This window comes from Sulfitobacter profundi (assembly GCF_042661425.1).
Taxonomy (GTDB): Bacteria; Pseudomonadota; Alphaproteobacteria; order Rhodobacterales; family Rhodobacteraceae; genus Sulfitobacter; species Sulfitobacter profundi.
In genome coordinates, this window is the sequence record NZ_JBHSWA010000001.1 from 2,942,140 (window position 1) to 2,965,997 (window position 23,858).

A 23,858-nucleotide genomic window follows, 5' to 3' on the forward strand; every position below is an offset into this window, starting at 1 on the left:
GGGCTAAGGGATCGACTCGTAAAGCTCAAGTTCCGCCGCGAATTTCCGGCGAAAGCGTTTTTCGACGTTTGGGGAAAGCGCCAATTCCATCTTGGGCGATACATTTTCTTGCCCCAAGGACAGAGTCACGTCGAGCCGCTCTTCCAAAAAACTACGCAGCCGGGCCTGATCTTCATAGCGGAAGTGGTGGGTGATGCCGGTGCCGTTCGGTTGGGTCTCCATAAACTTCAACTGGCTTCCAACATCGGCAAAACCCGGCTTGTCGCCTTTCATATAGGCGAGCACAAATTCGTCAAAAGTAACCCCAAAGGTGTTGTTGGGCCTACCCTCCATGAAAGGGCGCCGCCGATAGCGGTACCAACTGCCAAGCCAAGAAATCGGCTCGCGCATGACGGCCATAAGTTCAAGCTCGGCATCGCAGACTTTAAGGAACATCGGTCGAACAAACCGATTATACCGATAGACGGGCGCGTGTTTCAGCATAGGGGGATCGGAGATCACCATGTCCGCGCGGGGCGCGAGCGCCTTTTCATAGGCGGTGGTTCCGGTTTTGGGCACTGACAGAAAGGCCAGCCGTTCTTTGAAAAAAACAATCACTCGCGTCTTATCCCAAGCTGCACATGGTCCCATCTATGTCGGGTAAACCATTTCTTTACCATTCCCGAGAAAACTTAAAGGACAAACAAAATCATTGAAATGTTCTTCATTTACCCTCATATGGAACATTAGAAGAACATAAGCGACATAGCGTGCAGGCGATTGCCGCCGGTGCGCCACTGTGACACTAAGGGATGAACCTAATGGCAACGGCAGATCTTTTGACAATGGACAGCAAGAAAACCGCAGAAAAGCAAAAGGCGCTCGACAGCGCGCTGGCCCAGATCGAACGTCAGTTCGGCAAAGGGTCGATCATGAAGCTGGGCGCCGAAGGGGCGATCCAGGACATCAAAGCCAGCTCCACAGGCTCGCTGGGCCTTGATATCGCGCTTGGCATTGGCGGTCTGCCGATGGGGCGTATCATTGAAATTTATGGCCCGGAATCCTCGGGTAAGACAACTTTGACCCTGCACTGCGTCGCGGAGCAGCAGAAAGCTGGCGGCGTCTGCGCCTTTGTCGATGCGGAACATGCGCTTGATCCGCAGTATGCGAAAAAGCTTGGCGTGGACATTGACGAGTTGCTTATTTCGCAGCCCGACACGGGCGAACAAGCCTTGGAAATCACCGACACTCTTGTGCGATCTGGCGCGGTCAACATGGTTATCGTCGACTCAGTCGCGGCTCTGACGCCGAAGTCCGAGCTTGAAGGTGAGATGGGCGACAGCAGCGTAGGGGTTCAGGCCCGTTTGATGTCTCAAGCCATGCGTAAGCTGACGGGCTCAATCAGCCGGTCGAACTGTATGGTCATTTTCATTAACCAAATTCGGATGAAAATCGGCGTTATGTTCGGGTCACCCGAGACTACAACGGGCGGTAACGCGCTGAAATTCTACTCCTCTGTCCGGCTCGACATTCGCCGCATCGGCGCGCTGAAAGACCGTGATGAGGTTGTCGGCAACGCGACAAAGGTGAAGATCGTTAAAAACAAAGTCGCGCCGCCGTTCAAGCAGGTCGAGTTCGACATCATGTATGGCGAAGGCATCTCCAAGATGGGCGAGTTGCTTGATCTTGGCGTCAAAGCTGGCGTGGTCGATAAATCGGGCTCATGGTTCAGCTATGGGGATGAGCGGATCGGGCAGGGGCGCGAGAACGCGAAGAACTTCCTGAAGCAAAACACCGCTATGGCGTCGGAGATTGAGGATAAGATCCGCGCAGCCCATGGATTGGACTTTGAAGGGTCCGGCGGCGATGACGTGGATATTCTCGAAGCGTAAACACGCTTTGGGTATTAAGACACTGCAACGGGGGCGTGGCCTTGGGCTGCGCCCCTTTTTCATGGGCAGGAACGGTGGACAGCGCCGAGGCTGAGGGGTATTTGGGATCGATCAAATCTGCCCCGGAAGGCCTCGCCCATGAAGACGCTGAATGAAATTCGCTCAACTTTTCTGAATTATTTCGATGCGCAGGGGCATCAGATCGTGCCCTCCAGCCCGCTGGTGCCGCGCAACGACCCGACACTGATGTTCACCGCTGCCGGTATGGTGCAGTTTAAGAACCTTTTTACCGGGGTGGAAACACGCGAATACAGCCGCGCTACGTCGGCGCAGAAATGTGTGCGGGCGGGCGGCAAGCACAATGACCTCGACAACGTGGGCTATACCGCGCGGCACCACACGTTTTTCGAGATGCTGGGCAACTTCAGCTTTGGCGACTACTTTAAGGCCGAGGCGATCCCCTTTGCTTGGGACCTATTGACCAAAGAGTTCGGCATCGACCCGAACCGGCTTTTGGTCACGGTGTACCATACGGATGAAGAAGCGGTTAAAATTTGGAAGGCGCACACTGGCCTGCCGGATGAACGCATCATTCGCATCGCGACGGATGATAACTTCTGGTCCGCTGGTCCAACAGGCCCCTGCGGACCCTGCACCGAGATTTTCTACGATCACGGGGACCACATCTGGGGCGGCCCTCCGGGATCGCCCGAAGAAGACGGGGACCGTTTCGTTGAGATCTGGAACCTCGTTTTCATGCAATACGAGCAGTTCGAAGATGGGACGCGCCAGCCGCTGCCCAACCAGTCGATCGATACCGGCATGGGGATCGAGCGGGTGGCGGCGCTGTTGCAAGGCACGAATGACAACTATGCCACGGACTTGATGCGCAACCTGATTGAGGCCAGCGCACATGCGTCTTCGACCGATCCCGATGGGCCAGGAAAGACCCATCACCGGGTGATTGCCGACCATTTGCGGTCGACCTCTTTCCTGATTGCGGATGGGGTGATGCCTTCGAACGAGGGCCGGGGCTATGTGCTACGTCGGATTATGCGACGCGCGATGCGCCACGCGCATTTGCTCGGCGTTAAGGACCCTTTAATGCATCAACTGGTACCATCATTGGTGCAGCAGATGGGCGCGGCTTACCCTGAATTGGGTCAGGCACAATCGCTCATCCGTGAGACGTTGTTGCTGGAGGAAACCCGTTTCCGCCAGACGCTTGATCGCGGTTTGAAGCTGCTGGATGATGAATTGAGTGGACTGCCTGAGGGGGCCACACTGCCGGGGGAGGCGGCGTTTAAGCTTTATGATACCTACGGTTTCCCGCTTGATCTAACGCAGGATGCGCTGCGCGAAAAAGGGCGCGCGGTGGATACCGACGGGTTCGACACCGCAATGGCGGCGCAGAAAGCGAAAGCCCGTGCGGCTTGGGCTGGGTCGGGTGAGGCTGCGGATGCCACCGTCTGGTTCGACGTGGCCGACAAAAGCGGCGTGACCGAGTTTTTAGGCTATGACACCGAAAGCGCCGAGGGGCAGATCGTGGCCTTGGTGCAAGGCAGTGATCAGGTGGATGCTGCCGCTGTGGGCAGTGATGTGCAGGTCGCGCTGAACCAGACGCCGTTTTATGCGGAAAGCGGCGGGCAGGTCGGCGACACCGGGGTGATCCGCACGCAAACCGGTATCGTGAATGTGACCGACACACGCAAATCTGCAGGTGTCTTTGTGCATTTCGGCCATGTGGTCGAAGGCGAGGTGAAACCGGGTCAAACGGCTGTTCTTGAGGTCGATCGTTTGCGGCGCAGTGCCATCCGGGCCAACCATTCGGCCACGCACTTGCTGCATGAGGCGCTGCGCAACGCGCTTGGGGATCATGTGTCGCAGCGTGGTTCGCTTAACGCGCATGACCGTCTGCGGTTTGATTTCTCGCATGCCAAGGGGCTGTCGCAGGAGGAATTGACCCAAGTCGAGCGCGAGGTGAATGACTATATCCGCCAGAACACGCCGGTGGAGACGCGGATCATGACGCCGGATGACGCGCGGGCCATGGGGGCGCAGGCGCTTTTTGGTGAGAAATATGGTGATGAGGTGCGTGTCGTCTCGATGGGTCAATTGGAAGGTTCCGGCAAGGGAAGCGACAAATCGACCTATTCGCTTGAGCTTTGCGGCGGTACCCATGTGCGTCAGACTGGGGATATTGGCGCTTTTGTTCTGCTGGGGGACAGTGCCAGCAGCGCGGGGGTGCGCCGGATCGAGGCGCTGACCGGGACCGAAGCTCTGGCTTGGCTGCGGGAGCAAGAAGCGGCGCTGAGCCGGGTTGCGGCAGAGTTGAAAACAGCGACCAGCGACGTGCCCGAACGGGTGCGCGCCCTGCTTGACGAACGCCGGAGCCTGTCCAACGAAGTGGCGCAGCTGCGGCGCGAATTGGCGATGTCGGGCGGCGGTGCGGCCGCACCCGAAGCGCGTGAGGTGAATGGCGTCAAATTCATTGGCCAAGTCCTCAGCGGTATCACAGGCAAAGACCTGCCCGGTCTGGTAGATGAGCATAAGGCCAAGCTGGGCTCTGGCGCGGTTCTGCTGATCGCCGATACCGGGGGCAAGGCCGCGGTCGCGGGCGGCGTGACACAGGATTTGACAGATCGTGTTTCGGCAGTCGACATGGTCAAAGCGGCGGTGTCCGAATTGGGCGGTAAGGGCGGCGGTGGTCGGCCCGACATGGCTCAGGGCGGTGGTGCCTCGGCAGAGAATGCAGAAGCGGCGATTGCCGCGGCTGAAAACATCTTGAAAGGATAAGGCCCATGGGCGCACTCTGGATTGCACATGTCACCGTCACCGACGAAGAGGCATATAAGAAATACGCCGCCGGCGCCACTGAGGCCATTGCGGCCCATGGCGGCAAGTTCATCGCGCGGGGCGGGCGTTTCGTTCAGCTTGAGGGCAAGGAACGGCCGCGCAATGTCGTGGCGCGTTTCCCCGATGTTGAAACAGCGGAAAAATGTTACCATTCTGAAGCTTATCAGGCTGCGTTGAGCCATGCGCGCGGTGCGTCCGAACGCGAATTGATGATCGTCGAAACCGAGGAATGATTGGAAAGCGCCCCGCCTGAATAGCAGGTGGGGCGTCTTGCTTTGATGGGGGAACCTTCGCCCCGAACGGCGGTTGACCCATATGAACCTCAACCGACTATCCGCTTTCGCCCAATGGTGCCGCAGCCACGTGGAGGTGACCACTTTGGCCCTGATGGGCCTTTCGGTCATCGCCGTCTGGACCTTGGCCGAACTCACCGAAGAGGTCGTGGCAGGCAGCACCAGCAATCTTGACCGTGACATCCTATTGTTCCTGCGCACGCCGGGCGATCTGTCGGATCCCATCGGCCCGTGGTGGGTGGAAGAGATCGGGCGTGACCTGACAGCCTTGGGCGGTGTTGCAGTGTTGGTGCTGACGACCGTTGTGGTCTCGCTCTTTTTCTTGTTGCAACGGCGGTGGTCTACCGCGCTCTACATCTTTGCGACTGTTGGCGGGGGGATCGTCTTGAGCAGTATCGCCAAGGAGTTCTTTGACCGGCCGCGCCCCGACCTTGTGCCGCATGGGTCATTGGTCCACACGGCGAGCTTTCCTTCGGGGCATTCGATGATGGCGGCTGTCGCTTACCTCACGCTAGGGGCGATGGTGGCGCGAGCGCAGACGCGCCGGGCACTCAAGGTCTATACGCTGGCGGTTGCCGTCTTGCTCACGCTGCTCGTTGGGATCAGCCGTGTCTATATGGGGGTGCATTGGCCAACGGATGTGGCGGCTGGCTGGCTTGGGGGGAGCTTGGGCCATCCTTTGCCTTTTGGCCGCGCTCAGTCTGGCGAAACGCGGGCATATCGACAGAGAGGAAAGCGATCGGTAAGGCCTGCGGCTTTTCCGGCGTCAGATGTGAAAACGGCAGCGCATCCTGGGATGCGCTGCCGTTTTTATTTTGTAAAAGTCGTGGCTTAGCTGGCTTTCGCCATGCGCTTGCGCTCATGCGGGTCGAGGTAACGCTTGCGCAGGCGGACCGCGTTCGGTGTCACTTCAACAAGCTCATCGTCGTCGATATAGGCGATGGCTTCTTCAAGGCTCAGCGTCATCGGCGTGGTCAAACGTACCGCTTCGTCGGTGCCCGAGGCGCGCACGTTGGTTAGCTTTTTGCCCTTCAGCGGGTTCACTTCAAGATCGTTTTCGCGGCTGTGCTCACCGATGATCATGCCGGTGTAAACGTCAGCCTGTGCGCCGATCATCATCTTGCCACGCTCTTCGAGGTTCCACAGGGCGAAAGCGACCGAGGAGCCGTTTTCCATGGAGATCAGAACGCCCGCGCGACGGCCCGGAATCGTGCCTTTGTGCGGTGCCCAAGAGTGGAAGACGCGGTTGATGACGCCTGTGCCGCGCGTGTCGGTCAGGAATTCGCCGTGGTAGCCGATCAGCCCGCGCGAGGGAACATGGGCGATGATGCGGGTCTTGCCTGCACCGGCTGGTTTCATCTCGACCAGTTCACCCTTGCGGGTGCCGGTGATCTTTTCGATGACCGCGCCGGAGTATTCGTCATCCACGTCGATTGTGGCTTCTTCGATGGGCTCATGGCGGACACCGTCGATCTCTTGGAAGAGAACCTGCGGGCGAGAGATCGAAAGCTCAAAACCTTCGCGGCGCATGTTTTCGATCAGAACGCCCATCTGCAATTCGCCACGACCAGCCACTTCAAAGGCGTCGCCGCCCGGTGTGTCCGAAATTTTGATCGCGACGTTGGATTCGGCTTCCTTCATCAGGCGCTCACGGATCACGCGCGACTGCACTTTTTTGCCGTCACGGCCCGCCAGTGGGCTGTCGTTGATGCCAAAGGTCACTGTGATGGTCGGCGGGTCGATCGGCTGGGCGGGGATCGCCTCGTTCACGGAGGCATCGGCCAGCGTGTCGGCCACGGTCGCCTTGGTCATGCCCGCGATAGAGACGATGTCACCGGCTTCGGCCACGTCGATGGCGGTCTGCTCCAGCCCGCGGAAGGCGAGGATTTTGGTGCAGCGGAAGTTCTCGATCAGGGTGCCATCACGCGACATGGCTTTGAGTGTCTGGCCAGCTTTCAACGTGCCGGTTTCCACACGGCCGGTCAGCAATCGGCCCAGGAAGGGGTCACCGCCAAGCGTGGTGGCCAGCATGGTGAAGGGTTTGTCGGCGTTCTCGATCTGCTTGGGGGCAGGGACATGCTCAAGGATCAGATCAAAGAGCGCGTTCAGGTCTTTGCGCGGCCCGTCGAGTTCGGCATCCGCCCAGCCGGAACGGCCCGAGGCATACATATGCGGGAATTCAAGCTGCTCGTCGGTGGCATCCAAGCTGGCGAAAAGGTCAAAGCATTCGTCGAGCGCGCGGTCAGGCTCGGCATCGGGCTTGTCAACTTTGTTCAGCACAACGATCGGGCGCAGGCCCAGTTTCAGCGCTTTGGAGGTCACGAATTTGGTCTGTGGCATCGGGCCTTCGGCGGCGTCGACCAGCAGGACCACACCGTCAACCATCGACAGGATGCGCTCAACTTCGCCGCCAAAGTCGGCGTGGCCGGGGGTGTCGACGATGTTGATGCGGGTGTTGTTCCACACGACCGAGGTCGGCTTGGCGAAAATGGTGATGCCGCGCTCGCGCTCCAGATCGTTGCTGTCCATGGCGCGTTCGGTGGTCGCCTGGTTTTCGCGGTAGGTGCCGGATTGTTTCAGAAGCTCGTCTACCAGCGTCGTTTTGCCGTGGTCGACGTGAGCGATGATTGCGATGTTGCGCAGGTCCATTAAGTCAGCCTTTGGATAGGGGAGGGACGCGCCAACCTGAAGCTGCGCGTATAATTGCGCCGCCCATACCGCGCCCCGACTGCAATTGCTAGCCCTAATGGCGCGCTGTGCCTGTTACTGCGCGAACCTGTGCCGCCGCTGCGGCCTTAATGGGTGGCGCTGTTCGAGAAGAGATGGATGACCAGAATGCCGCTAATGATCAGCAAAAGGCCGAGGACTGCGGGCAGGTCCAGCCGTTGGCCGAAAAGCACGAAGCCGATCAGCGCGATCAGCACGATCCCGAGGCCCGCCCAAAAGGCATAGACGATTCCGACCGGCATGACCTTTAGCGCCAGCGACATGCAGTAGAAAGAGATCATGTAGAAAACCACCACCGCCACCGAGGGCCAGAGCCGGGTGAATTGATGCGAGGCCTGCACCGCGGTCGTGCCAAGGGTTTCCGCCACCACGGCGATGATGAGCCACAGATAATGCATGGGGGCGCGCCTTCTTCAAAGGGGAGTTCGGTGGTTTCTTTGATCTCCTCCATCACGAAACTGGCCGAAACATCCGACAGCGGCACCCGGCGGATCAGGTCCTGATAAAGGCGATCATACCCCGCCATATCCCGAACCCGCGCCCGGATCAAATAGTCCAGATCACCGGTCATCCGGTAGACGCCAAGAATTTCGGGCATGGCCTGTGTGGCCTTTGAGAACTTGTCCAACCAATCGGGCGCATGGGCGTTGGTGCGCACCTGAATGAAGACGCTGAGGCCGAGGTCAAGTTTCGCGGCGTCCAAGAGCGTGACGCGGTTTTTGATCACGCCTGCCTTCTCAAGCGTGCGGATGCGGCGCCAGCAGGCGTTGCGCGAAAGGTGGACAGCGGACCCAAGCGCTTCGAGCGATTGGCTGGCGTCGCGTTGCAGCTCGACCAATATGCGGCGGTCAATGTCATCAAGTGTCGTCATTTTGGGAGTTTGGTGGGAAATCCTCTCAGCGGCAAGGGGTTGCGGGGTGGGATTTGAGAAAACGTCACAAAAGGGTTGGGTTAGGGTGCTGCAAAGGTAAAGACAGGAGTTTCCCATGATCGCACGTATCTTTCTCGACCATCCCGCAAAGGTAGAGGAGACGTTTTTCGAGCATATGGCCTTCGCGCTTAAGTTCTCGGGCCTGCTGTTCGCGGCGGCGGGTGCGGCGCTGGTGCATGCGCTGATCCCCTGCCTGTTCGAGAAGACAGCGAGCGGGATTATCGCCAAGCTTTATGCCCGGACGCACAACCGGGGGCAGTAGGGGCTGAGGGCCAACGCCTGGCCGTGGGTCGGCGATCAGATGGTGCCTCGTGCCACTTTATTGCTCAGCGGTGATGTGCTTCCGCGTGGTCGCACCCAGCCTTGCCAAATCGCCTACCCGGTCGCACCATATGTGCGCCCATATATAGCGGCACGCCTCCGGCGTGACGGGCGGGCAGGCGATGGCGCGGCGCATGCGGCTTGGTTCCGGGCCGGGTGGCAAGCGCGATCGCAAAAATAGAAAAGGGCCGCATCGCTGCGGCCCGTCGCATTTAGCGCAAATCCGGCCAGTTCAGCCAGCCAACGCCTTGTTCAGGTTCTCGTCCACCTTCTCCAAGAAGCCCATGGTCGTCAGCCAGCCCTGATCCGGCCCCACCAACAGGGCAAGGTCCTTGGTCATGAAGCCCGATTCCACCGTGTCCACGACAACCTTCTCAAGTGTCTCGGCGAAATTGATCAGCGCCGTGTTATCGTCCAGCTTGCCGCGGTGCTTCAATCCGCCCGTCCAAGCATAGATCGAGGCGATGGAGTTGGTCGAAGTCTCTTCGCCCTTTTGGTGCTGACGGTAGTGGCGCGTCACGGTGCCATGCGCGGCTTCGGCCTCCACGATTTTGCCATCCGGGGTCATCAACTGAGAGGTCATCAGCCCGAGCGAGCCAAAGCCCTGCGCCACGGTGTCGGATTGCACGTCGCCGTCGTAGTTCTTGCAGGCCCAGACATAGCCGCCCGACCATTTCATCGCCGAGGCGACCATGTCGTCGATCAGGCGGTGTTCGTACCAGATGTTCTTTTTCTTGAAGTCCTCGGCGAACTCTTCGTCGAAAATCTCTTGGAACAGGTCCTTGAAGCGTCCGTCATAGGCTTTGAGGATTGTGTTTTTGGTCGACAGATACACCGGCCAGCCGCGGATCAGACCGTAGTTGAAAGAAGCGCGCGCAAAGTCACGAATCGAATCGTCGAGGTTGTACATCGCCATGGTGACACCGGCGGACGGCGCGTCGAAGACTTCCTTCTCGATCGTCTCCCCATCGTCACCGACGAACTTGATCGTCAGCTTGCCCTTGCCGGGAAAACGGAAATCGGTGGCGCGGTACTGGTCGCCAAAGGCATGACGGCCCACGACGATCGGCTGGGTCCAACCCGGCACAAGGCGCGGCACGTTGCGGCAGATGATCGGCTCGCGAAAGATGACGCCGCCCAGAATGTTGCGGATGGTGCCGTTGGGGCTGCGATACATGCGCTTGAGGCCAAACTCTTCGACACGAGCCTCATCGGGGGTGATGGTGGCGCATTTCACGCCGACGCCATGCTCGCGGATCGCATGGGCCGCGTCGACGGTGATCTGGTCGTCGGTCTCGTCCCGCACTTCCATGCCAAGGTCGTAATACTTCAGGTCAACGTCAAGATAGGGGGTAATCAGCTTTTTCTTAATGAAATCCCAGATGATCCGGGTCATCTCATCGCCGTCGAGTTCGACGATGGGGTTTTTTACCTTAATCTTCGACATGACGAATTCCTTTGGTTGAGGATGTATTTATCCGTGCTTTAGCCTATCGGGGGCCAAAGAGAAAGATCGTATACCATGGTATGCCGAAGCTCGCGGTCAGGCGCCGACCCCGGCGAAAAAGCTGCTGATACGGGCCCGGGCGTAGGACCAAAGCGCAGGGGCGCCGATGGCGATCTTGCGGCCAACCTTCTCTTCGATCTGCGCTTCCGAGACGTTGTAATCGGTCCAGCTGCCCCCGCCCGAGGCGAGGTTTTGCATCGGGGGCTGGAACCGGTCGAGCGATTTGGCAAAGCGGGCCGAAGGGCTCTCGGCGGCTTCGAACTCTTCCCAGATGCTGCGCAATGCGACCCGCAGATCGGCGGGCAGCAGGCCAAAGATGCGGTCGGCGGCGATTTGTTCCTGCGCTTCCATTTCAGCGGCGTCATAGTCGCCGAAGATCGGATTGTCGCCCGCGTCGATCTCAACAAGATCGTGCAGGATCAGCATCTTGATGACGCGGTTGATGTTCACCTCTGGACCGGCCTGATCGGCCAGAACCAGCGCGTAGAGCGTCAAATGCCATGAATGTTCGGCCGAGTTTTCCGCCCGGCTTGCATCGCACAGCGTGGTGCCGCGCAGGATTGTCTTGAGCTTGTCGGCCTCATTGAGAAAGGCGATCTGCTGGTCGAGCCGCTCGGTCATGCGCCGGCCTTGCCGCGATGATCGCGCAGTTTGCGGGCAAGAAAACCGCGGGCCTTGTCATTGGCCATCCGCGTTCGGATCGCCGTCAAAAAGGCCTCTTCGAGCGTTTGTGACGAGGCGCCAAGCACCTCGCCAACTTCGATAAACAGCCGCTCCTCACCGGTCTCGGCCTGCACGGCGAGACATTCCTCGGCAAGCTTGTTGGCCAGTTGGAGGACGACCGCGTCCGCCATTAGCGGGTGGATTCCGTCAGGCGGCGTTTCACATAGTCGCTGGTCGAGGTGATCAGCGTGTCCATATGCGGCTCTTCAAAGAAGTGCCCGGCGCCTTCGATCTCCTGATGGGTGATCGTGATGCCTTTTTGCTCATGCAGCTTGTTGACCAGATTGGTCGTGTCAGCAGGCGGTGCCACGCGGTCGGCGGTGCCGTTGATGACCAGACCAGAGGCCGGGCAGGGCGCGAGAAACGAAAAGTCATACATATTCGCGGGCGGCGAGACCGAGATAAAGCCGGTGATCTCTGGCCGGCGCATCAGCAGTTGCATGCCGATCCACGCACCAAACGAGAAACCCGCAACCCAGCAATGTTTGGAGTTGTTGTTCATCGATTGCAGGTAATCAAGCGCCGAGGCCGCGTCGGACAATTCGCCGATGCCTTGGTCGTATTCACCCTGACTGCGGCCCACGCCGCGGAAGTTAAAGCGCAACACGGTGAAACCCATGTTGTAGAACGCATAGTGCAGGTTATAGACGACCTTGTGATTCATCGTGCCGCCGAACTGTGGATGCGGATGCAGCACGATGGCAATCGGGGCGTCACGTTCTTTTTGGGGGTGGTAGCGGCCTTCAAGGCGGCCTTCGGGTCCGGGAAAAATAACCTCGGGCATGGGTGTCCCTGTCTGGGGGTTCAAAGATCGCCGCGAATAGTTGACGAATTCGCTAGGCCACCTTAGAACGGTTCTAATCTGGTTCCGCGCAGTGTCGCGTGGATCAGTCTTTGGACTTAGGCATTTAAGCCGCCCACGTCAATCAAATGGCACGGCGAGTGAGGGTAAGACGATGAAGCTATCCACCAAAGGGCGCTACGCGATGGTCGCTTTGGCCGATATTGCCCTGCAGCCTGCGGGGACGCTGGTGTCACTGGGTGACATTGCCGAGCGACAGTCGGTGTCGTTGCCCTATCTCGAACAGTTGTTCGTCAAACTGCGGCGGGCCGAGCTGGTAACCTCTGTCCGGGGGCCGGGCGGGGGCTACCGTTTGGCGCGTCCGGCTACGGATATTCGCGTGGTCGATGTGCTTGCCGCGGTGGATGAGACGGTGGATGCGATGCACAAGGGGGCAGGTGCCTCGGGCGGGCTTTCGGGCAGCCGAGCGCAATCGCTGACCAACCGGCTTTGGCAGGGCTTGAGCGCGCATGTCTATGTCTTCTTGCACCAGACCCGCCTGTCGGATGTGGTGGATAACGAACTGGCCCCCTGTCCGGCGGTGCCGACACTCTTTGCCGTGGTGGATGAAACGTGAGGGTGGTTTTGGGCAGCAAACGCGCTTTGGCCGCTGTGGCCTGCGCGGGTGGCAATGTGGGATTTTGGGGGCGCTGCCCCCGGACCCCCGCGGTATTTGGAAAAGGATGAAGGATGCGGGTCTACCTGGACCATAACGCGACCACACCGCTGCGGGCGGAGGCGCGCACGGCGATGATCGCGGCGATGGATCTGCCCGGCAACCCGTCCTCGGTCCATGCTGAGGGCCGTGCGGCCAAGGCTGTGGTTGAACGCGCGCGGGTGCAGGTGGCGGGGCTTGTGGGTTGTGATCCGGTCGATGTGATTTTTACCTCCGGTGCAACAGAGGCGGCGGCGCTTGCGGCGGCGATGGGCGCGCGGATGGTGACATCCGCCGTGGAACATGACGCGGTGCTCTCATGGGGGCAGGCGGATCGTTTGGGTGTCGACGCGCATGGTGTTTGGGATGGTGATCTGACCGCTGCGGCGGGCGCTGATCTGGTCGCTCTTCAGGCTGCCAACAGCGAAACCGGCGTGCTGCAACAAACCATGCCCTTGGCCCAGCAATGCTGGGCGATGGAGAGCAGCCCCTATGTGTTGGTCGATGCGGTACAGTCCCTTGGCAAAACGCGGTTCAAAATGGCTACGTCGGGGGCGGATTTCATTCTCGTATCGGCGCATAAGCTGGGCGGGCCCAAGGGTATCGGTGCGCTGATCGTCAAGCGCGGCATTGATCTGGCCGAACACGCGCTTTTGCGCGGCGGCGGGCAAGAAATGGGGCGCCGCTCGGGGACCGAAAATATCCCCGCCATCGCAGGTTTTGGCGCAGCGGCAGAAGCGGCGGCGGCAGACCTGTCTGCGGGGCGGTGGGAAGAGGTGGCCGAACAGCGTGATTTGTTGGAAGCGACCCTTGCGGATGCCACAAGTCTTACTATTTTTGTAGGGAAAGGCGCTGCGCGCCTGCCCAACACTTCATGCATCATTACGCCCGGCTGGAAGGGCGAGACCCAGGTGATGCAGATGGACCTCGCTGGTTTTGCCATTTCGGCGGGATCGGCCTGTTCCAGCGGCAAGGTCCGCGCCAGTGCCGTGTTGCGCGCCATGGGCTTTGATGAAACACAGGCCGCCAGCGCGATCCGGGTGTCGCTGGGCCTGAACACCACCCGGGAAGATATCCTGCGGTTCGCCACAAGCTGGACCGCCAAACTGAAAAAGCACGAAACGCGGGCCGCCTGAGCGCCGCCACGGAAAGGAACTGAAACCTTGGAAAATATGACCCTGAAAGAGAATGATGGCGTCAAGGAAGGCGTCGACCAGGAAACCGTGGATGCCGTGCGCGAAGTCGGCGGCAAATACAAATACGGCTGGTCCACCGACATTGAGATGGAATACGCCCCCAAGGGGCTGACGCCGGACATCGTGCGGCTGATCTCAGAAAAGAACGAAGAGCCCGAGTGGATGCTTGAATGGCGCCTCGCGGCTTATGATCGTTGGTTGACCAAGAAAGAGCCCGACTGGGCGATGGTCGATTACCCCGAGATCGACTTTCAGGACCAGTATTACTACGCCCGTCCGAAAAGCATGGCCGAAAAGCCCAAGTCGCTTGATGACGTGGACCCCAAGCTGCTGGACACCTACAAGAAACTGGGCATCCCGCTGAAAGAGCAGATGATCCTTGCCGGTGTCGAAGGGGCCGAAGACGCCCCTGCCGAGGGCCGCAAAGTGGCTGTCGACGCGGTCTTTGACTCCGTTTCGGTCGGGACGACCTTCCAAGAGGAACTGAAAAAGGCTGGCGTGATCTTCTGTTCGATCTCCGAAGCGATCCGCGAGCATCCCGAACTGGTGAAGAAGTACCTCGGCTCGGTTGTGCCCGTATCGGACAACTTCTACGCGACGCTGAACTCCGCTGTCTTCTCTGATGGTTCCTTTGTCTACGTGCCGCCAGGCGTGCGCTGCCCGATGGAGCTGTCGACCTACTTCCGCATCAACGCCGAAAACACCGGCCAGTTCGAGCGGACGCTGATCATCGCCGACAAGGGCTCTTACGTGTCCTACCTCGAAGGCTGCACCGCGCCACAGCGTGACGAGTCGCAGTTGCACGCCGCCGTCGTTGAGATCATCATCGAAGAAGATGCTGAGGTGAAATATTCCACCGTTCAAAACTGGTACCCCGGTGACGAGGACGGCAAGGGCGGCATCTACAACTTCGTGACCAAACGCGCCGACTGCCGCGGCGACCGCGCCAAGGTGATGTGGACACAGGTCGAGACCGGCTCTGCCGTGACGTGGAAATACCCCTCTTGCATCCTGCGCGGTGATGACAGCCAAGGCGAGTTTTACTCCATCGCCATCGCCAACAACATGCAGCAGGCCGACACCGGCACCAAAATGATCCACCTCGGCAAGCGCACCAAGTCGCGCATCGTGTCCAAGGGCATATCGGCGGGCAAGGCGCAGAACACCTACCGGGGCCTCGTCTCGATGCACCCCAAGGCCAAGGAATCGCGCAACTATACGCAGTGTGACAGCCTGCTGATCGGCTCGGAATGTGGGGCGCATACTGTGCCTTACATCGAGGTCAAGAATAACAGCAGCCGGGTCGAGCATGAGGCGACCACCTCCAAGGTGGACGACGATCAAATGTTCTACTGCCGCTCGCGCGGGATGGACGAGGAAGAGGCCGTGGCGCTGGTTGTGAACGGTTTCTGCAAGGACGTGCTGCAAGCCCTGCCGATGGAGTTCGCCATGGAAGCGCAAGCGCTGGTGGCTATTTCGCTTGAAGGCTCCGTCGGCTGATGAGCCTTCCTGCGGCGCATACCCCCTCCGCCTGCATTGGTGGAAGGCGCAGCCGAATTTCGGCGATGCGCTGAGCCCGCTGATCCTGAGCCATGTCTCAGGGCGGCGGGTGGACCATGCGTCGGTGGACGAGGCGGATGTCTTTGGTCTTGGCTCGCTTTTGCAAATCGTGCGGCGCAATTTCGACACGCCGCGCGACGGGGCCAAGCCGGTGATATGGGGCAGCGGTCTGCTGCGTCCCGCAGGGGGCCGTGCGTTCTTGAAAAACATCGAGATCGCATTGCTGCGCGGTCCGGTGACCGCGGCGCTTTTGGGGGTGGAGACTGACGCTTTCGGTGATCCCGGGCTTCTGGTGAACGAGGTTCTGCCAAGCGATGCACCGCGCGGCGACAAGATCGGCATCGTGCCGCATCATACGCTCGCCGATGCCCCCGAACTGCTGGACCTCGTGGCCTCCGACAGCGCCTATGTGCTGATCGATCCGCGAGACCCGGTAGAGCATGTCTGCGCCGCCATCGCATCCTGCGCCCATGTCTTTGCCTCATCCCTCCACGGGCTGATCACGGCGGATGCCTACGGCGTGGCGAACACTTGGGTCGCACCCGACGGGCAGGGACGCCTCAAGTTCCACGACTACGCCGCCTCGGTGGGCCGTGACATGCGCGTGCCGATCGCCTTGGCCGATATTCCGGCGGCCCGCAAACCCGATGCGCCGCTGGCCTATCACGACGGCTTTGCTGCCTGCCGCGCGGCGCTGATCGAACACTTTCCCGCCGCGCTCTATGCCCATGAGGGGGCGGCATGAACTTTAACACGCAGGGGCAAGCCCCTGAGATAACACTGAAATAGCATGAATTGCGGCGCAAGGCGCGCCAGAAGGAGACCGAAATGCTGAGCATCAAGAACCTGCAGGTGAAACTGGAAGAAGAGGACAAGCAGATCCTCAAAGGCGTCGATCTGGAAGTCGAAGCTGGCAAAGTACACGCCATCATGGGGCCGAACGGCTCGGGCAAGTCGACGTTGAGCTACGTGCTCTCGGGCAAGGATGGCTACGAGGTCACCGAAGGCTCCGCCACGCTCGAAGGCGAAGACCTGCTGGACTTGGAGCCCGAAGAGCGCGCCGCGGCGGGCCTTTTCCTTGCCTTCCAATACCCCGTTGAAATTCCCGGCGTCGGCAACATGACCTTCCTGCGCACCGCGGTGAACGCACAGCGCAAAGCGCGCGGCGAAGAGGAAATGTCGGCGGCAGACTTCCTTAAGGAAATCCGCGCCAAGGCGAAGGATCTGAAGATCGACGCCGACATGCTGAAGCGGCCTGTGAACATGGGCTTCTCGGGTGGTGAGAAAAAACGCAACGAAATCCTGCAGATGGCCATGCTTGAGCCAAAGATGTGCATCCTCGACGAGACTGACTCGGGTCTTGACGTTGACGCCATGAAACTCGTCGCCGAAGGCGTGAACGCCCTGCGCACCGAAGGCCGTGGCTTCCTTGTCATCACGCACTACCAGCGTCTTCTCGACCACATCAAACCCGATGTTGTGCACATCATGCACGACGGTCGCATCATCAAGACCGGTGGCCCCGAGCTCGCCCTTGAGGTCGAGAACAACGGCTACGCAGACATTCTCGCTGAGGTGGCATAATGGCCGAAGCGAAACTGCAAGAAACCCCGACCGAGGCGATGATCGCACGGCTCAGCATGCCGCAGGGTGGTTGGGCCCAGGCGGCGCGCGAGGACGCGCTGGCGCGGCTCCGTGCCATGGGCCTGCCGCAACGCCGGGATGAATATTGGAAGTTCACCCGCCCCGACACGCTGACGCAACCCGAGGCGCAGCCTGCCGCGATTTTCGATCACGGCGAGGCGCCGCTTTTCGACGACACCGACCGTCTGCGTATCGTCTTTGTCGACGGTGAATTCGACGCCGAAGCCTCCGACGATCTGTCGCTGGAAGGCGTTAGCATCGAACGGCTCGCGGCGGCGGACAGCGACCTGCATTGGGCGCGTGACCTCTATGGTGCGTTGGAAAAGAACGGCCAGACGCCGGTCCAACGCCCGCTGGCAGCGCTGAATACAGCCTTCGCGAGTGACGGGGTGCTGATCCATGTCACCGGTCAGGTGAGCAAGCCGATCAATCTGGTTTATAACCATAAATCAGAGACTTCGGATGCGATGTTGCACCACGTTGTGAAGCTCGAAAAAGGCGCCGAAGTGACGCTTTTGGAGAACGGCCCGGCCGCCGCGCGCTTCAACACCGTGATGGAGGTTGAAGTGGCCGACACCGCGCGCTTCCACCATGTCCGTGCACAGGGCCGCGATCATGAGCGTCGGGCCGCGACACATATCTTCACCCGTCTCGGCAGCGAGTCGCTGTTCAAGAGCTTCACCGTTACCGTGAACGGCGCGCTGACGCGCAACGAATGTGTGATCGAGCTCACCGGCGATGATGCCTCGGCCCATGTGGCTGGTGCCTGCGTCGGCGATGGTGACTTCCATCATGACGACACGGTTTTCATCACCCATGACGCGGTGAATTGCGAAAGCCGTCAGGTCTATAAGAAGGTGCTGCGCAACGGTGCGACTGGCGTGTTCCAAGGCAAAATCCTCGTTAAGGAAGGCGCGCAGAAGACCGATGGCTATCAGATCAGCCAGTCGCTTTTGCTGGACGGCGACAGCCAGTTCCTCGCCAAGCCTGAGCTTGAGATCTACGCTGATGACGTGGCCTGTTCGCATGGCTCGACCTCTGGTGCGATCGACGAAGAGGCGCTGTTCTACCTCCGTGCCCGCGGCGTGTCTCATGCCGAGGCGACCGACCTTCTGACATTGGCCTTCCTTGCCGAAGCGGTGGAAGAGATCGAAGCCGAAGGTCTGCGCGAAGAGATCAACGGGCGTCTCAGCTCGTGGTTGGAGCGTCGTAGCAGCTGATGGCTGTCACCAGCGATATCGTTGCGACCTATCGCGGCCCCGGCAAAGTGATGTCGGGGCTGTTGGCGCAGGGCCGTAACGAGGTGCGCGTTCTGATGTTCGCGCTCATGGCGGGGCTGCTGATTTTCGTGGCCCTGTCCCCTTATCAAGCCCGCGCGGCGCATCTTGACCCCGAAGGACCGCTGGCCGTGCGGCAGTATTGGAGCGCGTTTTTCTGGATCTTCGTGATGCCGATGCTGCTCTATGGTCTGGCGGCGATGGTCTGGGCGATCAGCCGCATCGCGGGGCAGCGGCTCACTGGCTACGCGGTGCGCTTGACCTTGGTTTGGTCGCTGCTCGCTTCCGCGCCGATCCTGTTGTTGCTGGGCCTCGCGCTTGGCTTTATCGGGCCGGGCGTGCAGGCGCAGATTGTTGGCGTGCTCTGGTTGGCCGTGTTCTTCTGGTTCTGGATCGCAGGCCTGCTTGCGGCACAGCGGGGCTGAGATGGACAGCGCCGCCCTGATCCAACTCGCGCAAACCACATTGCGCAGCCCCCGCGCCGCAGCGCGGATGATCGCGGCCCTGCCTTTGGGCCGCGAGGTGATATGGACATCGCTCGCCTTGGTCGCGGCGCTGAACGCACTGGTGATCTCGGCGATGTTCGTGATCGCGCCGCCCGCCATGGCGTTGCCGAGTTATTTCCAATCGCCGCTGGTGCTTTTTGCGCTGCTGGCCGGTTTGATGGTCCTTTATGTTCATGCGCTGTCTTGGGTCGGCCGGGCCTTGGGCGGGCAGGGCGCGGCGGCCCCGCTTCTGGCGGCCGTGGTCTGGTTGCAGGCGCTCCGGCTCTGTGCGCAATTGGGGATCCTGCTGCTGACCATGGCTCTGCCGCCGGTGGCGCTGCTGGCTTCATTCGTCGTTACTTTTTGGGGTCTTTGGATCCTGCTGAATTTCGTGGCCGAACTGCTGCATCTGCCGGGGCTCTTCCATGCCGCCGCTGTGCTGGCAGGGGCCGCGCTTGGGGTCTTGCTGGGTCTTGGCCTCCTGCTGTCTTTGATCGGGCTGACCGCCCAAGGAGTTTGAAACATGTTCAACGTTGATGCTGTCCGGGCGCAGTTTCCGATCCTCGGCCGCGAGGTGAACGGCAAGCCGCTGGTCTATCTCGACAATGGTGCATCAGCGCAGAAGCCGCAGGTGGTGATCGATGCGATCACCCAAGCCTACGCGAATGAATACTCTAATGTTCACCGTGGCTTGCACTACCTTTCTAATCTAGCGACCGACAATTATGAAAGCGTGCGCGGGACTGTTGCACGGTTTCTCAATGCCGGATCAGAAGATGAAATCGTGCTGAACACCGGTGCCACCATGGGGATCAACACCGTGGCCTATGGCTGGGCCATGCCGCGGATGCAGGCCGGTGATGAGATCGTCCTGTCGGTGATGGAGCATCACGCCAATATCGTGCCATGGCATTTCCTGCGCGAGCGGCAGGGCGTGGTGCTGAAATGGGTCGACGTAGACGCCACCGGCGCGCTGGACCCGCAGGCGGTGATCGATGCCATCGGGCCAAAGACCAAGCTGGTTGCAATCTCTCATCTTTCCAATGTTTTGGGCACCAAAGTCGATGTGAAATCCATCACCGCAGCGGCGCACGAAAAAGGCGTTCCGGTGCTGGTCGACGGCTCGCAGGGGGCGGTGCATATGCCGGTGGATGTCCAAGACATCGGCTGTGATTTCTATGCCGTTACGGGGCACAAACTCTACGGCCCCTCGGGCTCAGGCGCGATCTATATCAAGTCCGAGCGGATGGCCGAAATGCGCCCCTTCATCGGGGGCGGCGACATGATCCGCGAAGTCAGCAAAGACGCAGTGAGCTACAACGACCCGCCGATGATGTTCGAGGCGGGCACCCCCGGTATCGTGGCCACCATCGGCTTGGGCGTGGCGCTGGATTTCATGATGGACCTGGGGATGGAGAAGATTGCCGCCCATGAAGATGATCTGCGCGACTACGCCGTGTCCCGTCTCAGCGGTCTGAACTGGCTTAACCTTCAGGGCACGACACCGGATAAGGCGGCGATCTTTAGCTTCACCTTGGATGGCGCGGCCCATGCCCATGACATTTCAACCGTGCTCGACAAAAAGGGCGTGGCGGTGCGGGCCGGGCACCATTGCGCGGCACCTTTGATGACGCATCTGGGGGTTTCTGCCACCTGCCGAGCGTCCTTTGGCATGTATAACACCCGCGCCGAGGTCGACACATTGGTTGACGCACTTGAATTGGCGCATGATCTTTTCGCCTAAGCTCAGTTTCGCCGCCCTTTCACCTGGATTTCCCATTGCAGGGGCGGCCCGCTCTGGCTATACCGCCCCTTAGTGGACCCTTAGCTCAGCTGGATAGAGCGCTGCCCTCCGAAGGCAGAGGCCAGAGGTTCGAATCCTCTAGGGTCCGCCATTAAATCAATCACTTGATCGATCCGACTGATCTGCGTTTCTGTTACGGGTGACGGTTTGCGCTAACAATTCCGACTGCGCCTCCGTGGATTGGGATGTTTTTCTCGCCAGCAGCGTGAAATCTCATGGAAAACGCTAGAAAGTTTGGGAACGGCTATTTTATCCCGTCGTCCAGATCCGGGAGCAGGAAAGCCGCGGCTCAATCGTTCATTGAGTGGGCCGTTGAGGTGGCGCGGGACTAATATCCCCGCGGTCCGATGAAAGCCCGGATGCGACGCTCTTAGCGCCCTTTCCAGACCGGATCTCGCTTTTCAGCAAAGGCCCGCGCACCTTCGGCGTTATCCTCGGAGCCGTAAAGCACATCGACAGTCTTTAGCTGGCGTTTGGTAACCCGGTTCATGGTGTCCTGAAAGTTGCTATCTTCGGCATCCCGCACGATTTCCTTGATCGCGGCATAGACCAGCGGCGGGCCCGAGGCCAAAAGGCGTGCCATATCCCAGGCCTGCGCCATCAGATCATCTGCCGCGTGGACGTGGTTCACAAACCCCCAGCGGTTGGCTTCTTCGGCGTCCAGCCAGCGCCCTGTGAACAGCATCTCCATTGCGATGTGGTAGGGGATGCGCTTTGGCAATTTGATGGATGCCGCATCGGCCACCGTGCCGGACGTGATTTCGGGCAGTGCGAAACTTGCATGATCCGCCGCGAGGATAACGTCTGCCGACAGCGCCAATTCAAGCCCGCCGCCACAGCAAATCCCGTTTACCGCAGCGATCACCGGTTTGTTCATGTCGCGCAATTCTTGCAGGCCGCCAAAGCCGCCTACGCCGTAATCACCATCCACCTCGTCGCCATCCGCGGCGGCTTTCAAATCCCAACCGGGGCAGAAGAATTTCGACCCTTCGCCTGTGATAATCGCAACGCGCAAATCAGGGTCATCGCGAAAGGCGGCAAAGGTATCGCCCAAGATACGGCTGGTTTGCAGATCAATGGCATTGGCCTTTGGGCGATCCAGAGTGATTTCAAGTACGGCACCTTCGCGGCGGGTTTTAACGGGGCTTGTCATGTTGTTCCTTTCACCAAAAGCGTATCGGCGATGATCGCGCGGTCTTTTGTACAGATGAGGGGATTGATTTCGATTTCGGCAATCTCGTCGGCGTGGTCGCTGACGAAGTCTTGCAGCTTTAGGACCGCGTCAACAATGGCGTCTACGTTCGCTGCCTCGCCACCGCGATAGCCGCTCAGCAGGGGGTTTATTTTTAACTGCCCCAAGGCGTGTCGAATGTCAGCGTCCGTGGTTGGCAACAGCAAGGATTGTCCGTCCTCCAGAATTTCCGTCAGGGTGCCGCCCGCGGCCAACGTCAGGACAAACCCGTGAGCGGGGTCCGCGACGACGCCCAGCAAAAGTTCGGCGACGGTGCCGGTGATCATTTCTTCGACAAGGAAGGTTCCGGCCTGCATCGCCTGCGCCGCCCCGCCGACTTGCTCGGCGTCTGTCAGGTTCAGCTTTACCGCGCCGGCTTCGGTTTTATGGGCAACCCCTTCACCCTTCAAGACCACAGGAAAACCGATCTTTTCGGCGCAAGCGATCACATCTGCAACGGCGATGCCTGCACGGCTTTTGGGGATATCCAAGCCGTATGCCGCAAGGGCCCGTTTGGCATCGCCTTCGGTGGCCGTGGTGGTGGTTGCGAAGCTGGGGGCAGGTAGCAGGGGCTGGTGATTTTGGGGTGTCGGCACGCGAACTGCGCTGATCGCTTCACAGGCCGTGCCAAAGTCGCACAGCGGCACGATCCCCGCGCCAAGCAGGCGTTTTGCAATCGCTTCGGGCAGGTTTTCAACGATGGACCCAACCACCCCAAAGGGACGGCCCGTTTGCCGGGCTGCCTCCTCGATCGCCTCGATTGCAATCATCCAATCATCGGCGGCACAGCTGTCTAGGCGCGGGAAATCAAGCACCACGAGCGTCAGGTTGATATCATCGCCCGTCATGGCCGCAAACACGGCTGTCATGGCGGCCTTATCGCGCCAGATTTGTGTGTGATAATCCAAGGGGTTCGTCAGAATGACCAGCGAACTGAGGTGCTGGGAAAGCGTATCTGTTTGAGCAGATGTCAGGGGGGAAAGTCAGCCCATAATGCGCGGCGGTATCCGCCATGACGCTCGCCTCCCCGCCCGAGCAGCTTAACGACGCAATGCGCCCCCGGACAGGCGGCCATGGCAGTGAAACAGCTTTAACGTCTCAAGCAGCGCAGCGGGGAGCCGACCCGCGCAATGCTAAGCCGCGCCAGTACCGCATCTGACCCCGCGCTGCTGCCCGCGAGCGAGGCGGTGTGCGAAATGGTTGCCAGTTGCGATTCCTCCGAGCGGCCCACCTTCAGCGCCACAATCGGTTTGCCGAGCGCACGCGACAGCCGCGCCAGTTCTTCAAAATCCGCGATGTCGCCAAAGCTTTCGATGTAAAGGCCAAGTGCCGTCACGCGGTCGTCGCGGATGACAGTTTGGGCGATGCTGGCAAGCCCTTGCTGGGCCTGATTGCCCGCGGTGATGGTATAGGCAATGGGCAACCCGCGTTGCTGCATCGTGAGGTTGATCGCGATGTTGGACGACTGCGCCAAGATCGCCACGCCGCGTTCAACGGGCACCAGCCCATGTTGATCCGGCCAAAGCGCCACCTGATCCACGGCATTCAGAACCCCGTAGCAATTCGGCCCGAGAATGGGCATTCCCCCTGCTGCGGCCAGCAATTGGTCATTCAGAACGGCGCCGTCGGCGGTTTCTTTGAACCCGCTGGCAAAACACACGGCACCACCTGCTCCCATTTGGTTCAGCTCGCCAACCAGATCGATGGTTGCGCTGCGGTTTACACCGATGAACGTCGCATCCGGCGCGTTTGGTAAATCAGCAAGCGTCTTGAAGGCCGGCAAGCCGCCAACACTGTCTTTTTTGGGATGCACGGGCCAGATATCACCCTTGAACCCGATCTTCTGGTTCTGCTCGATCACGGAGTCGCACCACGCCCCACCGCCGACGACGGCAATGGAACGTGGTCGCAAGAGACGCGCAAGATCACTCATGTC

General features: G+C 60.0%; 22 protein-coding genes, 1 tRNA gene and 2 pseudogenes. 15 read left to right on the forward strand and 10 right to left on the reverse strand.

Annotated elements, in window-relative coordinates:
* Positions 1 to 3: 3 nt before the first annotated feature.
* On the reverse strand, positions 4 to 597 hold the full coding sequence (locus ACFQAU_RS15270) for a gamma-glutamyl kinase (protein ID WP_120351144.1): 594 nt from the start codon (positions 595 to 597) through the stop codon (positions 4 to 6).
* 203 nt (positions 598 to 800) lie between these two features.
* Here ACFQAU_RS15270 and recA point away from each other — a divergent pair, with 203 nt between their 5' ends.
* The 4 genes from recA to ACFQAU_RS15290 all read left to right on the forward strand — a co-directional run bounded on the left by recA (position 801) and on the right by ACFQAU_RS15290 (position 5,855).
* Positions 801 to 1,871 (forward strand): recombinase RecA, encoded by a 1,071-nt coding sequence (gene recA / locus ACFQAU_RS15275; RefSeq protein WP_132443341.1) that lies wholly within the window; start codon positions 801 to 803, stop codon positions 1,869 to 1,871.
* A 138-nt stretch (positions 1,872 to 2,009) separates the two neighbouring features.
* Entirely contained in the window at positions 2,010 to 4,667 is a 2,658-nt protein-coding gene (gene alaS, locus ACFQAU_RS15280; RefSeq protein WP_120351142.1) for an alanine--tRNA ligase, read from the forward strand.
* Between the two features lie 5 nt (positions 4,668 to 4,672).
* Positions 4,673 to 4,960, forward strand: a complete 288-nt coding sequence (locus tag ACFQAU_RS15285) for a DUF1330 domain-containing protein (RefSeq protein ID WP_132443342.1) — start codon at positions 4,673 to 4,675, stop codon at positions 4,958 to 4,960.
* Between the two features lie 136 nt (positions 4,961 to 5,096).
* Positions 5,097 to 5,855 carry a phosphatase PAP2 family protein gene (locus ACFQAU_RS15290; protein WP_386283254.1) on the forward strand — a complete coding sequence of 253 codons (759 nt, stop codon included), beginning with the start codon at positions 5,097 to 5,099 and terminating at the stop codon, positions 5,853 to 5,855.
* Here the strand turns inward: ACFQAU_RS15290 and typA are convergent.
* From typA to ACFQAU_RS15305, 3 genes and pseudogenes are all read right to left on the reverse strand, one after another.
* A complete protein-coding gene (gene typA, locus ACFQAU_RS15295) occupies positions 5,852 to 7,669 on the reverse strand; it encodes a translational GTPase TypA (RefSeq protein WP_067931183.1) in 1,818 nt (605 codons plus the stop codon). The two genes, ACFQAU_RS15290 and typA, sit on opposite strands and share 4 nt — an antisense overlap.
* A gap of 146 nt (positions 7,670 to 7,815) precedes the next feature.
* Positions 7,816 to 8,145, reverse strand: coding sequence for a DMT family transporter (locus ACFQAU_RS15300; RefSeq protein ID WP_067626829.1), 330 nt, complete (start codon positions 8,143 to 8,145; stop codon positions 7,816 to 7,818).
* A 20-nt stretch (positions 8,146 to 8,165) separates the two neighbouring features.
* Positions 8,166 to 8,618 (reverse strand): annotated as a pseudogene (locus ACFQAU_RS15305) (Lrp/AsnC family transcriptional regulator); the annotation flags it as partial.
* A 115-nt stretch (positions 8,619 to 8,733) separates the two neighbouring features.
* On the opposite strand from ACFQAU_RS15305, the gene ACFQAU_RS15310 reads away from it, so the two are divergent.
* Positions 8,734 to 8,940 (forward strand): DUF6356 family protein, encoded by a 207-nt coding sequence (locus tag ACFQAU_RS15310; RefSeq protein WP_120351138.1) that lies wholly within the window; start codon positions 8,734 to 8,736, stop codon positions 8,938 to 8,940.
* Between the two features lie 291 nt (positions 8,941 to 9,231).
* Here ACFQAU_RS15310 and ACFQAU_RS15315 read toward each other — a convergent pair whose 3' ends face one another.
* The 4 genes from ACFQAU_RS15315 to ACFQAU_RS15330 all read right to left on the reverse strand — a co-directional run bounded on the left by ACFQAU_RS15315 (position 9,232) and on the right by ACFQAU_RS15330 (position 12,013).
* Complete coding sequence (locus tag ACFQAU_RS15315; RefSeq protein ID WP_132443345.1) at positions 9,232 to 10,446, reverse strand: NADP-dependent isocitrate dehydrogenase; 1,215 nt, start codon at positions 10,444 to 10,446, stop codon at positions 9,232 to 9,234.
* A 96-nt stretch (positions 10,447 to 10,542) separates the two neighbouring features.
* Positions 10,543 to 11,127: an HD domain-containing protein gene (locus ACFQAU_RS15320; protein ID WP_132443346.1), complete on the reverse strand. Its 585-nt coding sequence runs from the start codon at positions 11,125 to 11,127 to the stop codon at positions 10,543 to 10,545.
* Positions 11,124 to 11,360, reverse strand: coding sequence for a hypothetical protein (locus tag ACFQAU_RS15325; RefSeq protein WP_120351137.1), 237 nt, complete (start codon positions 11,358 to 11,360; stop codon positions 11,124 to 11,126). Before ACFQAU_RS15325 ends, ACFQAU_RS15320 begins: the two co-directional genes overlap by 4 nt.
* A complete protein-coding gene (locus ACFQAU_RS15330; RefSeq protein ID WP_067626833.1) occupies positions 11,360 to 12,013 on the reverse strand; it encodes an alpha/beta hydrolase in 654 nt (217 codons plus the stop codon). Before ACFQAU_RS15330 ends, ACFQAU_RS15325 begins: the two co-directional genes overlap by 1 nt.
* A gap of 172 nt (positions 12,014 to 12,185) precedes the next feature.
* Between ACFQAU_RS15330 and iscR the strand changes: the two genes are divergently transcribed.
* The 10 genes from iscR to ACFQAU_RS15380 all read left to right on the forward strand — a co-directional run bounded on the left by iscR (position 12,186) and on the right by ACFQAU_RS15380 (position 20,782).
* Positions 12,186 to 12,647, forward strand: coding sequence for a Fe-S cluster assembly transcriptional regulator IscR (gene iscR / locus ACFQAU_RS15335; RefSeq protein WP_067942247.1), 462 nt, complete (start codon positions 12,186 to 12,188; stop codon positions 12,645 to 12,647).
* 113 nt (positions 12,648 to 12,760) lie between these two features.
* Positions 12,761 to 13,861 (forward strand): cysteine desulfurase family protein, encoded by a 1,101-nt coding sequence (locus tag ACFQAU_RS15340; RefSeq protein WP_120351136.1) that lies wholly within the window; start codon positions 12,761 to 12,763, stop codon positions 13,859 to 13,861.
* Between the two features lie 36 nt (positions 13,862 to 13,897).
* Positions 13,898 to 15,421, forward strand: coding sequence for a Fe-S cluster assembly protein SufB (gene sufB / locus ACFQAU_RS15345; protein WP_120352208.1), 1,524 nt, complete (start codon positions 13,898 to 13,900; stop codon positions 15,419 to 15,421).
* The gene (locus ACFQAU_RS15350) at positions 15,402 to 16,226 is read left to right on the forward strand and encodes a polysaccharide pyruvyl transferase family protein (RefSeq protein ID WP_386283266.1); all 825 of its coding nucleotides are present in this window, start codon (positions 15,402 to 15,404) and stop codon (positions 16,224 to 16,226) included. The genes sufB and ACFQAU_RS15350 overlap by 20 nt, the downstream gene beginning before the upstream one ends.
* 83 nt (positions 16,227 to 16,309) lie before the next feature.
* On the forward strand, positions 16,310 to 17,065 hold the full coding sequence (gene sufC / locus ACFQAU_RS15355; protein ID WP_067625310.1) for a Fe-S cluster assembly ATPase SufC: 756 nt from the start codon (positions 16,310 to 16,312) through the stop codon (positions 17,063 to 17,065).
* Entirely contained in the window at positions 17,065 to 18,345 is a 1,281-nt protein-coding gene (gene sufD, locus ACFQAU_RS15360) for a Fe-S cluster assembly protein SufD (RefSeq protein ID WP_132443348.1), read from the forward strand. Before sufC ends, sufD begins: the two co-directional genes overlap by 1 nt.
* Positions 18,345 to 18,827 carry a hypothetical protein gene (locus ACFQAU_RS15365; RefSeq protein WP_067625316.1) on the forward strand — a complete coding sequence of 161 codons (483 nt, stop codon included), beginning with the start codon at positions 18,345 to 18,347 and terminating at the stop codon, positions 18,825 to 18,827. The genes sufD and ACFQAU_RS15365 overlap by 1 nt, the downstream gene beginning before the upstream one ends.
* 1 nt (position 18,828) lies before the next feature.
* Positions 18,829 to 19,407 carry a YIP1 family protein gene (locus ACFQAU_RS15370; RefSeq protein ID WP_132443349.1) on the forward strand — a complete coding sequence of 193 codons (579 nt, stop codon included), beginning with the start codon at positions 18,829 to 18,831 and terminating at the stop codon, positions 19,405 to 19,407.
* A 3-nt stretch (positions 19,408 to 19,410) separates the two neighbouring features.
* Positions 19,411 to 20,631: a cysteine desulfurase gene (locus tag ACFQAU_RS15375; protein WP_132443350.1), complete on the forward strand. Its 1,221-nt coding sequence runs from the start codon at positions 19,411 to 19,413 to the stop codon at positions 20,629 to 20,631.
* Positions 20,632 to 20,705: 74 nt separating this feature from the next.
* Positions 20,706 to 20,782 (forward strand) — tRNA-Arg (locus ACFQAU_RS15380).
* Between the two features lie 279 nt (positions 20,783 to 21,061).
* Here ACFQAU_RS15380 and ACFQAU_RS15385 read toward each other — a convergent pair.
* Both ACFQAU_RS15385 and ACFQAU_RS15390 read right to left on the reverse strand, forming a co-directional pair.
* Positions 21,062 to 21,844, reverse strand: coding sequence for a carnitinyl-CoA dehydratase (locus ACFQAU_RS15385; protein ID WP_132443351.1), 783 nt, complete (start codon positions 21,842 to 21,844; stop codon positions 21,062 to 21,064).
* Positions 21,841 to 23,855, reverse strand: a pseudogene (locus tag ACFQAU_RS15390) (acetate--CoA ligase family protein). Before ACFQAU_RS15390 ends, ACFQAU_RS15385 begins: the two are co-directional and overlap by 4 nt.
* Positions 23,856 to 23,858: the final 3 nt, after the last annotated feature.

Excerpts from the sequence above, each read along its gene's own strand:
- alaS (WP_120351142.1), top strand. The coding sequence starts at position 2,010 with ATGAAGACGCTGAATGAAATTCGCTCAACTTTTCTGAATTATTTCGAT.
- ACFQAU_RS15385 (WP_132443351.1), bottom strand. The coding sequence starts at position 21,844 with ATGACAAGCCCCGTTAAAACCCGCCGCGAAGGTGCCGTACTTGAAATC.
- ACFQAU_RS15375 (WP_132443350.1), top strand. The coding sequence starts at position 19,411 with ATGTTCAACGTTGATGCTGTCCGGGCGCAGTTTCCGATCCTCGGCCGC.
- ACFQAU_RS15285 (WP_132443342.1), top strand. The coding sequence starts at position 4,673 with ATGGGCGCACTCTGGATTGCACATGTCACCGTCACCGACGAAGAGGCA.
- ACFQAU_RS15310 (WP_120351138.1), top strand. The coding sequence starts at position 8,734 with ATGATCGCACGTATCTTTCTCGACCATCCCGCAAAGGTAGAGGAGACG.
- ACFQAU_RS15315 (WP_132443345.1), bottom strand. The coding sequence starts at position 10,446 with ATGTCGAAGATTAAGGTAAAAAACCCCATCGTCGAACTCGACGGCGAT.
- ACFQAU_RS15325 (WP_120351137.1), bottom strand. The coding sequence starts at position 11,360 with ATGGCGGACGCGGTCGTCCTCCAACTGGCCAACAAGCTTGCCGAGGAA.
- ACFQAU_RS15340 (WP_120351136.1), top strand. The coding sequence starts at position 12,761 with ATGCGGGTCTACCTGGACCATAACGCGACCACACCGCTGCGGGCGGAG.
- ACFQAU_RS15370 (WP_132443349.1), top strand. The coding sequence starts at position 18,829 with ATGGACAGCGCCGCCCTGATCCAACTCGCGCAAACCACATTGCGCAGC.
- ACFQAU_RS15320 (WP_132443346.1), bottom strand. The coding sequence starts at position 11,127 with ATGACCGAGCGGCTCGACCAGCAGATCGCCTTTCTCAATGAGGCCGAC.
- sufB (WP_120352208.1), top strand. The coding sequence starts at position 13,898 with ATGACCCTGAAAGAGAATGATGGCGTCAAGGAAGGCGTCGACCAGGAA.
- sufC (WP_067625310.1), top strand. The coding sequence starts at position 16,310 with ATGCTGAGCATCAAGAACCTGCAGGTGAAACTGGAAGAAGAGGACAAG.
- recA (WP_132443341.1), top strand. The coding sequence starts at position 801 with ATGGCAACGGCAGATCTTTTGACAATGGACAGCAAGAAAACCGCAGAA.
- ACFQAU_RS15330 (WP_067626833.1), bottom strand. The coding sequence starts at position 12,013 with ATGCCCGAGGTTATTTTTCCCGGACCCGAAGGCCGCCTTGAAGGCCGC.
- typA (WP_067931183.1), bottom strand. The coding sequence starts at position 7,669 with ATGGACCTGCGCAACATCGCAATCATCGCTCACGTCGACCACGGCAAA.
- ACFQAU_RS15365 (WP_067625316.1), top strand. The coding sequence starts at position 18,345 with ATGGCTGTCACCAGCGATATCGTTGCGACCTATCGCGGCCCCGGCAAA.
- iscR (WP_067942247.1), top strand. The coding sequence starts at position 12,186 with ATGAAGCTATCCACCAAAGGGCGCTACGCGATGGTCGCTTTGGCCGAT.
- sufD (WP_132443348.1), top strand. The coding sequence starts at position 17,065 with ATGGCCGAAGCGAAACTGCAAGAAACCCCGACCGAGGCGATGATCGCA.
- ACFQAU_RS15300 (WP_067626829.1), bottom strand. The coding sequence starts at position 8,145 with ATGCATTATCTGTGGCTCATCATCGCCGTGGTGGCGGAAACCCTTGGC.